This window comes from Micromonospora sp. WMMD956, assembly GCF_029626125.1.
Lineage (GTDB): Bacteria > Actinomycetota > Actinomycetes > Mycobacteriales > Micromonosporaceae > Micromonospora > Micromonospora carbonacea.
The window spans coordinates 2,610,901-2,623,147 of record NZ_JARUBI010000005.1; the positions used below are offsets into that span (position 1 = coordinate 2,610,901).

At 75.9% G+C, this 12,247-nt stretch carries 12 protein-coding genes; 7 read left to right on the forward strand and 5 right to left on the reverse strand.

Annotated elements, in window-relative coordinates; all coding sequences use genetic code 11:
* Nucleotides 1-91: 91 nt before the first annotated feature.
* The gene (locus O7628_RS12040; protein WP_278130399.1) at nt 92-637 is read right to left on the reverse strand and encodes an N-acetyltransferase; all 546 of its coding nucleotides are present in this window, start codon (nt 635-637) and stop codon (nt 92-94) included.
* A 216-nt stretch (nt 638-853) separates the two neighbouring features.
* On the opposite strand from O7628_RS12040, the gene O7628_RS12045 reads away from it, so the two are divergent.
* Together O7628_RS12045 and O7628_RS12050 are read left to right on the forward strand one after the other, a co-directional pair.
* Nucleotides 854-1,399, forward strand: a complete 546-nt coding sequence (locus tag O7628_RS12045) for a DoxX family protein (protein ID WP_278130400.1) — start codon at nt 854-856, stop codon at nt 1,397-1,399.
* A 215-nt stretch (nt 1,400-1,614) separates the two neighbouring features.
* Nucleotides 1,615-3,060: a glycosyltransferase 87 family protein gene (locus O7628_RS12050; protein WP_278130401.1), complete on the forward strand. Its 1,446-nt coding sequence runs from the start codon at nt 1,615-1,617 to the stop codon at nt 3,058-3,060.
* Here O7628_RS12050 and O7628_RS12055 read toward each other — a convergent pair.
* The 4 genes from O7628_RS12055 to moaC form a co-directional block, all read right to left on the reverse strand.
* Nucleotides 3,047-3,478, reverse strand: a complete 432-nt coding sequence (locus O7628_RS12055; protein WP_278130402.1) for a molybdenum cofactor biosynthesis protein MoaE — start codon at nt 3,476-3,478, stop codon at nt 3,047-3,049. The genes O7628_RS12050 and O7628_RS12055 overlap by 14 nt on opposite strands.
* 13 nt (nt 3,479-3,491) lie before the next feature.
* Entirely contained in the window at nt 3,492-4,754 is a 1,263-nt protein-coding gene (locus O7628_RS12060; RefSeq protein ID WP_278130404.1) for a molybdopterin molybdotransferase MoeA, read from the reverse strand.
* Between the two features lie 69 nt (nt 4,755-4,823).
* Nucleotides 4,824-5,294 (reverse strand): MogA/MoaB family molybdenum cofactor biosynthesis protein, encoded by a 471-nt coding sequence (locus O7628_RS12065; RefSeq protein ID WP_178066962.1) that lies wholly within the window; start codon nt 5,292-5,294, stop codon nt 4,824-4,826.
* Nucleotides 5,291-5,782 carry a cyclic pyranopterin monophosphate synthase MoaC gene (moaC, locus tag O7628_RS12070; RefSeq protein ID WP_043960949.1) on the reverse strand — a complete coding sequence of 164 codons (492 nt, stop codon included), beginning with the start codon at nt 5,780-5,782 and terminating at the stop codon, nt 5,291-5,293. The genes O7628_RS12065 and moaC overlap by 4 nt, the downstream gene beginning before the upstream one ends.
* 616 nt (nt 5,783-6,398) lie before the next feature.
* On the opposite strand from moaC, the gene O7628_RS12075 reads away from it, so the two are divergent.
* The 5 genes from O7628_RS12075 to O7628_RS12095 all read left to right on the forward strand — a co-directional run bounded on the left by O7628_RS12075 (nt 6,399) and on the right by O7628_RS12095 (nt 12,203).
* A complete protein-coding gene (locus tag O7628_RS12075; protein WP_278130406.1) occupies nt 6,399-8,921 on the forward strand; it encodes a bifunctional diguanylate cyclase/phosphodiesterase in 2,523 nt (840 codons plus the stop codon).
* A complete protein-coding gene (locus tag O7628_RS12080; RefSeq protein ID WP_278130407.1) occupies nt 8,918-10,246 on the forward strand; it encodes a glycosyltransferase 87 family protein in 1,329 nt (442 codons plus the stop codon). Before O7628_RS12075 ends, O7628_RS12080 begins: the two co-directional genes overlap by 4 nt.
* Before the next feature lie 59 nt (nt 10,247-10,305).
* Nucleotides 10,306-10,941: a phosphoribosyltransferase family protein gene (locus tag O7628_RS12085; RefSeq protein ID WP_278130408.1), complete on the forward strand. Its 636-nt coding sequence runs from the start codon at nt 10,306-10,308 to the stop codon at nt 10,939-10,941.
* Between the two features lie 22 nt (nt 10,942-10,963).
* On the forward strand, nt 10,964-11,368 hold the full coding sequence (locus O7628_RS12090; protein ID WP_278130410.1) for a zf-TFIIB domain-containing protein: 405 nt from the start codon (nt 10,964-10,966) through the stop codon (nt 11,366-11,368).
* Nucleotides 11,369-11,477: 109 nt separating this feature from the next.
* Nucleotides 11,478-12,203, forward strand: coding sequence for a maleylpyruvate isomerase N-terminal domain-containing protein (locus O7628_RS12095; RefSeq protein WP_278130411.1), 726 nt, complete (start codon nt 11,478-11,480; stop codon nt 12,201-12,203).
* Nucleotides 12,204-12,247 lie beyond the last annotated feature (44 nt).

The following is a 12,247-nucleotide window of genomic DNA, read 5'->3' on the forward strand; positions in this document are numbered from 1 at the left end:
GCGCGCGCCGGGTGGTCGGAGCGCCGGGTGGTCAAAGCGCGGGCGGCCGGAGCGCGGGCGGCCGGAGCGCGGGCGGCCGGAGCGCGGGTGGTCAGACCTTCGACCAGGGTGGCGGGAACAGCACCTCGCCCCGGGGCGCGGGGCCGTCCCCGCTGGTGCTGGGGGGCAGGACCAGCGCCTGCCACGGCTCGCCCAGGCCGGACCACGGGCTGCTCAGCCCCATCCGGTCGGCGCGGGTGAAGCCGAACCGCCGGTAGTAGGCCGGGTCGCCGAGCACCACCACGAGTCGCTCGCCGAGCTCGGTGGCGGCGTCCAGGGCGGCCTGCACCACGGCCGTGCCGTGCCCGACCCGCTGCCGGTGCGGGGAGACCGCCACCGGGCCGAGGGCCAGCGCCGGGGCGCTCCCGCCGTCGCCGCGGACGTGGACCCGGGTGAGCAGGGCGCAGCCGACCACCTCGCCGCCGTACTCGGCGACCATGGCCAGCTCGGGAATCCAGGCGTCGGTGCCGCGCAGGTCCTCGACCAGCCCCACCTCGGGCGGGGTCGACACGTCCGGACGGGCGAACGCGGCGGTCAGCACCCGCCGGACGGGGCCGGTGTCCGCCGGGCCCTCGGGACGCAGCCGCAGAGTCGTCACCCGGGCGAGGTTACCCGCCGGGCCGGGTCCACCACCGACGGTCGCCCCGATCGGCGTGGCGTTCCCGCGTCGCGCGCCTGGGCCGCGTCGAGCGCGCGACGGGTCCTGCCCGCCGCGCCGGCCCGCAGCCGCAGCCGGGGCCGCGACGTCCACGGTCGCCGATCGGATCGGGCCGTTGCAGGGGTGGCGACGCCCGCGACGGGGTATGACTGACCCATGACACCCGTGCGTTCCCTCGCCCGCGTCATGTTGAGCGGCATCTTCGTGGTCAGCGGCGCCCGCAACCTTCAGCACCCGGGGCGGCTGGTGTCGGCGGCGAAGCCGGTCACCGACCGGGTGACCCCGCTGCTCCAGCAGGTCTCCCCCCGCATTCCCACCGACACCGAGACGTTGGTCCGCGCCAACGCAGCCGTCCAGCTCGTCGGCGGGCTGATGCTGGCCACCGGGAAGCTCACCCGCCCGGCCGCGCTGCTGCTCGCCGGCACGCTGATCCCGACCACCGCCGCCGGTCATCCCTTCTGGAACAACGCCGACCCGGCCGAGCGCATGCAGAACCAGGTCCACTTCCTGAAGAACCTCGGGCTCTTCGGCGGGCTGCTGCTGGCCGCCGCCGACACCGAGGGCAGGCCCGGCCTGCGGTGGCGGGCCGGTCACCGGATCGGCCACTCGCGACGGTCGGTGGCCCGGGCCGTCCGGACGGCCCGCCGCGAGGCCCGGATCGCCGTACGCTCGGCGGCCACGGCCCGTCGACTGCCCGGCTGACCTGCGGCGCGACCCCTCCTGGCGGCGGCCCGCCCCCACCAACGCCACGAATTACCTGAACCGCCCGGTAGGCGTTAACGCGGTGGAAATGTAAAAAACCAGTGTGGGATCGGACACGGTCGCATAACGCGGGAGGCATCAACGTGAGGCGCCGTTCTAGGCTCCGTGCTGGACCTGGACGGGCAGGACGACCTTGGTATGGGGGTGGCCACGACGTGCCGGCGACCGTCGGACGACGGATGGACCGCCTCGCCCCGGTCCGTCGCGCGACCCGTGGGATCGACCGCAGGACGGCGGTGCGCGCCGGTGTGATCGCCACCGTCGCGTACGCGGCGTGGCTCGCGATCGGCGCCTTCGGGCGGCCCTACAACTTCTTCGACATGAAGATCTACCACGGCGCGGTGGTGTGGTGGGCGAACGGCAACGAGCTGTACGAGTTCATCGCCCCCTCCACCACGCTCGGCTTCACCTACCCCCCGTTCGGGGCGCTGGTGATGCTCCCCATGGCGCTGGTGCCCGTGGACGTGGCCGGCTGGCTGAACGCGCTGGCCAGCATCGGTGCGCTGGCCCTCGTCCTGGCCGGCCTGCTGCGGCCGGTCGTCGACCGGCTGGGCTGGCCGTTGTGGTACACGGTGGGCATCGCGACGCCGATGGCGATCGCCCTCGAACCGGGGCGCGAGACCCTCGGCTACGGGCAGGTCAACCTGCTGCTGTTCGCCCTGATCATGGCCGACCTGATCGGGCTGCGCTGGCGGGCCCGGCGGGGCACCCGGTTCGACGACGCGGCCGGTCCGCTGCGGCGGTTCGTGTTCAGCGGGGCGTGGGCCGGGGTCGGCATCGGCCTGGCCACCGCCGTCAAGCTGACCCCGGCGCTCTTCGTCGTGTACCTCGTGATCACCCGGCAGTGGCGTGCGGCGGCCACGGCGGTCGGCACCACGATCGGGGTGACCCTCGCCGGCTTCGCGCTGGTCGGCACCGAGTCGCGGGCCTACTTCGGCGGCGTGCTCTGGCAGACCGAGCGGGTCGGCGCGGCCGACATGACCCCCAACCAGTCCCTCGCCGGTCTGCTGGCCCGCCTCTACGACTCGATCGAGACCCCCGGGCTGCTCTGGCTGTCGTTCTCGGTGCTGGTGCTCGCGCTCGGGCTGTCCCGGGCCGTCAGCGCGCGCGCCGACGGCGACGAGCTGACCGCGTTCACCCTGGTCGGCCTCACCGCGAACGTGGTCAGCCCGATCTCCTGGTCGCACCACCTGGTCTGGGTCATCCCGGCGATCGTCGTGCTGGCCGACGCCGCGCTGCGCCGCCGCGAGGCGAGCCGGGGCGTGGCGCAGCGGACCGGCCCGGCGTCGTCCTACGGCGGGCTTCCCGGGGTCAACGGGCTGCGCCCGCCGATCTGGTATCCGACGCTGACCGGCCTGCGGCACGGCGCGGCGGCGGTGGGGCTCTACCTGCTGTTCCTGATCTCGCCCATCTGGCCGTACGAGCACCAGCTCCCCGAGGTGTCGCACTACCAGGACGGCCTGTTCGGCGCGCTGATGGAAAACTCGCTGGCCGTGGCGCTGATCGTCCTGGTCGCCGCGCTGCCGTGGCGGCCGGGCGCCGAGCCGGCCTTCTACGCCGACCGGTTCGGCCGCTCCGCCAGCGCCGTCAGGGGCAGTTGACCCACTCCTCGGTGCCGTCGGCGAACACCTGCCGCTTCCAGATCGGCAGCCGCGCCTTCACCTCGTCGACGAGCCGGGCACAGGCGGCGAACGCGGCGGCCCGGTGCGCGGTGCTCACCGCCGCCACCAGGGCGGCGTCGCCGATGACGAGCGGGCCGACGCGGTGCGACACGGCGACCGCGTAGACGTCGGGGTCGGCGGCGATCTCGGCGGCGACCTCCCGGAGCACGGCGGCGGCGCTCGGGTGCCCCTCGTACTCCAGGCTGAGCACCGCGCGGCCGTGGTCGTGGTCGCGGACCACGCCCTGGAACGACACCACCGCCCCGGCCCGCCGGTCGGCGACCGCCGCCTCGTGCGCGGCCAGGTCCAGCGGCTCGGTGGTGACCGAGCCGAAGACCGTCGACTCCTCGATCGTCACCGGATGCCCCTCCTCACGGACACGACCGCTCCCCGGGCAGCAGGGGCAGCGGCACGACCGGCACCCGCGCGCCCGGCTCGCCGGTCGTGCCCGGGTGGATGACCGCGAAGCCGTCCGCGCCGGCCAGCCCGCGCAGCATCGCCGACCCGACGTGCCGGACCGGGTGGGCGGTGCCGGCGGCCCGGTCCAGCCGGACCAGGGCGAGGTGGGTGTGGTCGCCGCGCCCCGGCACCGCGTCGGCCAGCGTGGCGTGCGGCAGCACCGGCATCGGCCGGCCCTGTAGGCCCGCCAGCAGCGGCGCGACCAGCGAGACGAGCGCGACGATCGCGGACTGCGGGTTGCCGGGCAGCCCGGCGACGAAGCGGACCCGGCCGTCCGGGTCGACCAGCCGGGCCAGCAGCATCGGGAACCCGGGGCGGACGGCGACCGTGTTGACCACGTAGTCCGCGCCGAGCGCCTCCAGGGTGGGGTGCAGGTGGTCGACCGGGCCGTGCATCGTGCCGCCGGTGGTGCAGACCAGGTCGGCGGTGGCCAGCGCCGCGCGCAGGGCCGCCACGTGCGCCGGCAGGGTGTCGGCCACCGGGCCGACGACGTCGGCCGGGCGCACCTGGCAGCCGTACCGGCGCAGCCACGCCGGCACGGCCGGCCCGAGGGCGTCCCGGACGCGGCCGGCGGCCGGTGGCCCCGACGTCAGCAGCTCGTCGCCGAAGACCAGCAGCGCGGCGCGGGGCGGCCGGCGGACCCGCAGCGTGTCGTGGCCGCAGGAGGCGGCGAGGCCGATCACCGCCGGGTCGACCGGGGTGCCCGCCGGAAGCAGCTCCTCACCGGCGCGGGCCTCCTCGCCGGGCTCGCGCCACTCCGGGGTCGGCCGGGGGGTGCCGGCGACCCGGCCGTCGGCGGTGCGGGTGGACTCCTCGACCCGCAGGATCGCGGTGACCCCCTCGGGCACCATCGCGCCGGTGGCGATCTCGACGGTGGTGCCGTCGTCGGTAAGCGGGGCCGGGCTGCCACCGGCCAGCACCCGGCCGACGACCCGCCACGGCCCGTCCCCGCGTACCGCCCAGCCGTCCACGCTGGAGGTGGGGAAGGCGGGCAGGTCGGTGCGGGTGGTCAGCGGCTCGGCGAGGGTGTGCCCGTCGGTCTCGGCGAGCGGCCGGCCGACGGCGGGCAGCGCGGCGGCGAGGCCGACGGCGTACACCCGGGAGCGGGCCTCCTCCCAGCCGGCCGGCGGCGGTACGGCGACCTGTTCCGCGGCGGACGCGGTTTCCGTGCTCACCGGCCGAGCCTATCGTCGGCCGGCGGGACCCACCCGGCCAGTGGCCGCGCCGTCCCGGGTGCCGGTCGCTCAGTGGTCGCCGCCGCGGAGCTGGTCGACGGCGTGGGCGAGGATCGGGCCGAGGACGGCGAGCCCGTCGCGGGCGCCGCCGGTGGAGCCCGGCAGGTTGACGACCAGCATCCGGCCGACGACCCCGGCGACGCCCCGGGACAGCGCCGCCGTCGGCACCCGGTCCCGGCTGTGCGCCCGGATCGCCTCGGCGATGCCGGGGATCTCGTGGTCGAGCAGCGCGCGGGTCACGTCGGGGGTGCGGTCGGTCGGGTTGATCCCGGTGCCGCCGCTGGTCAGCACCACGTCGACCCCGTCGGCCAGGGCGGCCCGCAGCGCCGCGCCGACCGGTTCGCCGTCGGGCACCACCACCGGGTCGTCGACCTGGCAGCCCAGCTCGCGCAGGCCGGCGACGAGCAGCGGCCCGCTGGTGTCGGCGTAGACCCCGGCCGACGCGCGGTTGGAGGCGACCACCACCCGGGCGCGGATCACGGCCGGTCCGCCGGCCGCTGCCACAGGCCCGTCTTGCCGCCCTCCTTGCGGAGCACCCGCACCGCGTCGACCGACGCCGCCGGGTCGACCGCCTTGACCATGTCGACCAGGGCGAGGCCGGCGACCGCGACGGCGGTCAGCGCCTCCATCTCCACGCCCGTACGGTCGGCGGTCCGCGCCGTGGCGGTGATCTCGACGGTGTCGTCGGTCAGCGCCAGGTCGACCGTCACGCCGTGCAGCGCGATCGGGTGGCAGAGCGGGATCAGGTCCGGGGTCCGCTTGGCCCCCATGATGCCGGCGAGCCGGCCGACGGCGAGCGCGTCGCCCTTGGGCAGCCCGTCGCGGCGCAGCAGGTCGACCACCTCGGCGGTGGTCCGCAGCCGGCCGGCGGCCACGGCGAGCCGGCCGGAGACCGCCTTGGCGGAGACGTCGACCATGCGGGCCGCGCCCGCCGCGTCGACGTGGGTGAGCTGGGCGGGATCCGTCACGATCGCGAGCCTATCCTCCGGTACGCCCGGCCCCGGTCCCACCTTCGGCGGGCGCGCGGTGCGGCACCATGTGGACGGGCACCCGGGGTGGACGGGCACCCGGGGCCAAAGGAATTGCGTCGGCGGGGCGGCGTTTCCCCGCCCGGGTCAATCCGGGCGACTGTCGGGAGTCGGTCCGTCCCGGCGCGTCACGGCGTGGCCGCGCACCCCGCCGATTCGGGACCTACCAGGAGAGAAAAACCCGAAGCGGGGATGAACCGGGGGGCGGACCTCACCAGACTGGGTACGGGGACGAGCCGTACTCTTTGCCGACCACGTGGCCGCGCGACACAGAACTGACAAGCGCGACGCAATTACCTGTAGAGCGCTCCGCACAGGTCCCGTAAACACAAAGTGACAAATCATCCCCAGGTTGGCTTATATTGCGCATACCGACATTTATCAGTACAGAATTGGACGTCCACCGCCTTAAGCTTTCGTTCGTCGGACAGGAACGGCAGAAAGGGTGAGGGCTGTGATGAAGTCGCACGAGTGGAGTTGAGGGCACTTCTCGGAGCGGATAAAGGCCAGTACCCTGAGGAACGCATAGCCATCGGTGACAACGCGAGGACGATGGGTGGCCGCTCCGACGAATCGACGGACCGAGACCGATCGGCGACTCCAGTCGCTAGTCGGTCTCGTCGTCGTTTGCGCGTCCGCCGCCCTCGTCGTCTCCACGAACCAGCTCCTGGCGGGGGGCGACCCCGGTAACCTGGCGCTCTGGGCGGCGCTCGTCTCGCTGGTCGCCATCGGCGTCACCGTGAAGGTCCGGGTCCGGATCAGAGCCACCAACCACGACATCGCCTGGACCGAGACCGCCATCCTCATCGGCCTCGCCGTCGCCCCCACCCCCGTGGTGGTCCTCGCCACCGCCCTCGGCATCGCGATCACCACCTGGCTGGACCGGAAGACCACGCTCAAGACGCTGTTCGGCATCGGCAAGAACACGCTCGTCGCCGCCGTCGCGGGGACGGTCCTGCACGCCGCCGGCTGGCGCACCGGCGACGACCTGCTCGTCCACCTCGTCCTGCCGCTCTCCGTCGCCTACCTGGCGGCCGTGGTCCTCGACGAGCTGGTCACCCTCCCGGTCATCGCGATGGCGACCGGCGAGCGGCTGCGCGACCTGTTCCGGGAGGACTGGGGCCTGCGGGCCGCCACCGCCGCCGCCCGGCTCCTGGTGATCGTCGGCACCGTCTTCATCCTCCGGGCCGACAGCCGCCTGCTCCTCGCCGTCCCGCCCCTGGTGCTGAGCCTGCACCTGCTCTACTCCAACCGGGTCCGCACCCGCACCGAGCAGCAGGCGTGGCAACGGCTGGCCCGCACCACCGACGCGCTCAACGTCGTCGACCTCAACAAGGTCCTCACCACCGCCGTCACCCAGGCCGCCGAGCTGTTCTCCGCCGACGAGGTGGAGATCTCCCTGCGCGGGACGGGCCGGACGGTCCGCGGCTCCGCCGGCACCCTCACCTACGACGGGCCGACCGGCCCCGGCGGCCCGACCGAGGGTTCGGTGATCTCCGCCCGCCTGGAGGGGCACGACCGCACCGTCGACGTCGGCACCCTCCGCCTGCGGTTCCGGGGCCCCGTCCGGTTCTCCGAACGCGAGCAGTACACCCTGCGCACCTTCACCTCGGCGCTGTGCACCGCCGTCCGCAACGCCCAGGCGTACGCCGAGCTGGCCCGCGTCGCCAACGAGCACGCGTACGCGGCGACCCACGACACCCTCACCGGCCTGGCCAACCGGCGGCACCTGCTGGACCAGGGCAGCGAGCAGCTCAACGCCCGGCACGCCGACGGGGTGACCGCGCTCGTGCTGATCGACCTCAACCACTTCAAGGAGGTCAACGACACCCTCGGCCACGCCGCCGGCGACCAGGTGCTCCTCCAGGTCGCCGACCGGCTGCGCGGCGCCGCCCAGGGTGGCGACCTGGTGGCCCGCCTCGGCGGCGACGAGTTCGCCGTGCTCCTGCGCGGCCTGCCCGCCCCGGCGGTGGCCGCGCACCGCACCGAGGCCCTGCTCGCCGCGCTGCACGAGCCCCTCGACCTCGACGGCATGCGGATCAGCGTGGAGGCCAGCGGCGGCATCGCCATCGCCCCGGCCAGCGGCGGCATGCCCGAGCTGCTGCGCCGCGCCGACGTCGCGATGTACCAGGCGAAGCGCGCCGGCCAGCGCATCGCCACCTACGCGCCGACCCGGGACACCGCCGACCTCGGCCGGCTCACCCTCGGCGGTGAGCTGCCCCGGGCCGTCGCCGACCAGGAGTTCACCGTCAACTTCCAGCCCATCGTCGACCTCGGCACCGGCGAGGTGACCAGCGCGGAGGCGCTGGCGCGCTGGCACCACCCGGTGCACGGCGTGATCGACCCGCTGCGCTTCCTGGAGGCCGTCGAGCGCTCCGGCCTGCTCCCCGCGTTCGCCGAGGCGATCCTCGACCAGGCGCTCATCGCCGCCAACAGCTGGCGCGACGCCGGCTTCGACCTGCCCGTGGCGGTCAACGTGTCGCCGCGCAGCCTCCTCGACGCCCGCTTCCCCAGCTCCGTGCTGGCCCGGCTGCGCGCCCACGACCTGCCGCCGGACCGGCTGGTCCTGGAACTGACCGAGACGCTGACCCTCAGCCAGCTCGACGTGGTCGACCGGGTGCTCAGCCGGCTGCGCGACGAGGGCGTCCGGCTGGCCCTGGACGACTTCGGCACCGGCTACTCCTCGCTGTCCCTGCTCTCCCGCATCCCCGTCCACGAGCTCAAGATCGACCGCAGCTTCGTGTCGGCCATGGAGGGGTCCGCCGAGGCCGCCGCCGTCATCCGGTCCACCCTCGACCTCGGCCGCAGCCTCGGGCTCACCGTCGTCGCCGAGGGGGTGGAGAGCGAACCGCAGCGCCGTGCCCTCTGGGAGCTGGGCTGCACCGCCGGGCAGGGTCACCTCTTCGGCCGGCCGGTGCCGGCCGGCACCCTCCTGTCCACCCTGCACCGCGGCTTCGGCGGCCGCACCGGCACCCTCGCCCCGCCGCTGCACGACGCGGGCACCGTGGTCCGGCTCCCCGCCGGGCGGCGGCAGGGCGGACGCAGCCGGGGAGAGCGTCTGCCACACTTGCCCGCGTGACCGCCGCCGCCGACCGGGCCACCCGCGCCCCCGCACCGTGGCGCAGGATCGACCGGGCCGCCGGCGGCCTCGCCCTCGACCTCGGCCTCTACGCTGCCTCCGCCGCGTTCGCGGCCGTCACCGCCGCCACCTCCACCCTGCCGCCGCACCGCGCCTGGGGAAGCATCGCCGCGCTCGGCTACCTGGCCGCCGCGCTCGCCGTCGCCGGCCAACTCGCCGCCCGCCGCCGGGACGCCGCCGCGCCGCTCGCCGGCCTGCCGGCCCGCTGGGCGGTCACCGGGCTGGCCTGGGCCACCACCACGCTGCTGCCGCTGCTGGCGCAGAGCGTGCAGCGGGCCGCCGGCCGCACCGACCGGGCGCAGGAGGAGGTGGTCGTCGTCGAGCACAGCGGCAACCGCCTCGCCGAGACCGGCACGCCCTACCTCGGGCACGACGCGATCGCCGCGCTTCCCGCCGACGAGCGGCTGCTCGGCTACACCCCGTACCAGCCGGGCATGGCCCTGTTCGGGCTGCCGCGCGCCGCCGCGGACGGCTGGTGGACCGACGCCCGCGTCTGGTTCGCGGTCGCCACCGCGCTGCTCCTCGCCCTCGCGGTTCGCGTCCTGCGCACCGGAGCCCCGACCGCCGCCGACACCCCGACCGCCGCCGGGGACCCGGCCGGCGGCGGCGACCGGGCGGCGGCCGTGCTGCGCGGGATCCAGGCGGCGACCGTGCTGCCGGTCTGCGCCCTCACCCTCGCCACCGGCGGCGACGACCTGCCGGTGCTCGCCGCCTGCCTGCTGGCCCTCGCCCTCGCCGCCACCGGCCGGCCGGGCCGCGCCGGCCTCGCCGTCGGCGCGGCGGGCGCGCTGAAGCTCTTCGCCTGGCCGGTCGCCCTCGTGCTGATCGCCTGGGCCGCCACCCACCGCCGCGCCGGGCGGCTCGCCGCCGGCGCGCTCGGCCTGCCGGCCCTCGCCCTGCTGCCCGCCCTGCTCGTCGACCGCGACGCGCTGGTCGAGAACGTGCTGCGCTTCCCGCTCGGGCACGGCCTGGTCACCAGCCCGGCGCAATCCCCGTTCCCGGGTCACCTGATCGCCACCACCCTGCCCGGCGGCCGGGTCGTCGCCGCCGCGCTGCTCGTCGCCGCCGGGGCCGCCATCGCCGTCCGGCTCCTGCGCCGCCCGCCCCGCACGGCCACCGCCACCGCCCTGATCTGCGGGTACGGGCTGCTCGCGGCGATCCTGCTGATGCCCACCACCCGCTTCGGCTACCTGCTCTACCCGGTCGCCCTGCTGGCCTGGGCACCCGCCCTGACCCGCCCCGCGCCGGCCCCCGCCGCCCCCTGACCGGGGGGCTTCGCCCCCGACGGCCGGCGCGGTCGACCGGCACGGCGTACACCTGAGACATGACGACGACCTTCCGCGACCGGGAAGACGCCGGCCGGGTCCTCGCCGACCGGCTCGCCGGCCTCGTCGGGCGCTCCGACGTCACCGTGCTCGCGCTCGTCCGGGGCGGCGTGCCCGTGGCCCGGGTCGTCGCCGGGCGGCTCGGCGTCCCCCTCGACGTGCTGGTGGTCCGCAAGCTCGGCCTGCCCCTGGCCCCCGAGGTCGCCTTCGGCGCGCTCGGCCCGCACGGCGTGCGGGTGCTCAACGAGACGGTGGCCGCCCGGCTCGACGCCGCGGAGGTCGCCGAGGTGCAGCGCCGTGAGCAGGCGGAACTGGACCGCCGCGAACACCGTTACCGGGCCGGACGGCCCCCGCTCGACCTGACCGGCCGGACCGCCGTCGTCGTCGACGACGGCCTCGCCACCGGGGCCACCGCCCGCGCCGCCGTCCAGGTGGCCCGGCACCTCGGGGCCCGCCGGGTGGTCGTCGCGGTGCCCGTCGGCTCGCAGCAGGCGTACGAGATGCTCGCCGCCGAGGCCGACGAGGTCGTCTGCGCCGAGCGGCCCCCCGACTTCGGCGCGGTCGGCGCCTACTACTTCGACTTCCACGAGGTGTCCGACGACGAGGTGACCGACGCGCTCGCGGCAATCGGGTGACTTCACCGGGTACCTTCGGGTAATGCAGCTCACCTGTCCCAAGTGTCACGGAGACATGCGCCAGTACGAGCGCAGCGGAGTCGTCATCGACCAGTGCGGCGAGTGTCGGGGGATCTTCCTCGACCGCGGCGAACTGGAGAAACTGTTCGAGGCCGAGGCGAACTGGAACCGGCAGCAGTCGGCGGGCGCACCGAACCCGGCCCGGCCGGCCCAGGCGCCCGGCGCCTACCCGCCGCCTCCGCCCGCGCACCAGCCGCAGCAGCCGGGCTACGGCGCGGTGCCCCCGCCCCCGCCCCCGCCGCCCACGCACGGCTACCCGCCGCCCGCCCCCGCGTACGGCGGGCACGCCCAACCGCACTACGGCTACCACGGCCACTACCGCCGCAAGAAGCACCACGGCGGTTTCCTCGGCGAGCTCTTCGACTGACTGATCCGTTCGGCGGTCGCCAGGTCGGCGACGTGGGGCAGGCCCGATCCGGGTGACGGCCCCACGTCGCCGACCTGCCCGGGCGCGTCCGGCGTGCGAGGCTGCGTCCATGACAGCCGTTTCGCAGCCCGAGGCGCTGGCCCAGGCGTACGCGGGGCTCACCGACGTCGTGGCCCCGCTCGACGACGCCGGCCTGCGACGGCCCACCCGGTGTCGGGGCTGGCGCGTCGCCGACCTGCTGTTCCACGTGCTCTGCGACGCGCAGCGGGCGCTGGTCGCGCTCGCCAGCCCCGCCGACGGGCCGGCCGACCGCGACGACGTCTCCTACTGGCGGGGCTTCGCCGCCGCGGCCGACGCCACAGGGGCGGGCACCAGCCGGCGGGCGGCCCGCGACGACGGCGACAGCGGTGACCGGCACGCCGGGTGGGTCCGGCGCTCGGTCGCCGCGTTCGAGCACCCGAGCGGGGTGTTCCGGGTCTGGGCCGACACTGCGCCGGCCGCCGTCCGCGCCGCCGCCGCCGCCGACCCGGACGGCTTCGTCACCACGCAGGGCCACGTGCTGCGGGTGCCGGACCTGCTGGCCACGCTCACCACCGAGGCGGTCGTGCACCACCTCGACCTGATCGTCGACCTGCCCGACGCCCCGCCGCCGGCCGCGCTGCCCGCCCGGGTCGCGGTGGCGAGCCTCTGCGGGCTGCTCAGCGACGACGCCGTCCGGCCGGCAGGCTGGGACGACCGGGACTTCCTGCTCAGGGCCACCGGCCGGGTGCCGCTGACGGACCGGGACCGGTGGGAGCTGGGCGAGGCCGCCGGCTGGTTCCCGCTGATCGGCTGAGCGGCCGGGCGCTGGTGGGGGTGGTCCTGCCGGGCTCGGCCCGT

Bases quoted from the DNA above. Each gene is read 5' to 3' on its own strand.
- O7628_RS12090 (WP_278130410.1), top strand. From the start codon at position 10,964: ATGCAGCTCACCTGTCCCAAGTGTCACGGAGACATGCGCCAGTACGAG.
- O7628_RS12045 (WP_278130400.1), top strand. From the start codon at position 854: ATGACACCCGTGCGTTCCCTCGCCCGCGTCATGTTGAGCGGCATCTTC.
- O7628_RS12085 (WP_278130408.1), top strand. From the start codon at position 10,306: ATGACGACGACCTTCCGCGACCGGGAAGACGCCGGCCGGGTCCTCGCC.
- O7628_RS12095 (WP_278130411.1), top strand. From the start codon at position 11,478: ATGACAGCCGTTTCGCAGCCCGAGGCGCTGGCCCAGGCGTACGCGGGG.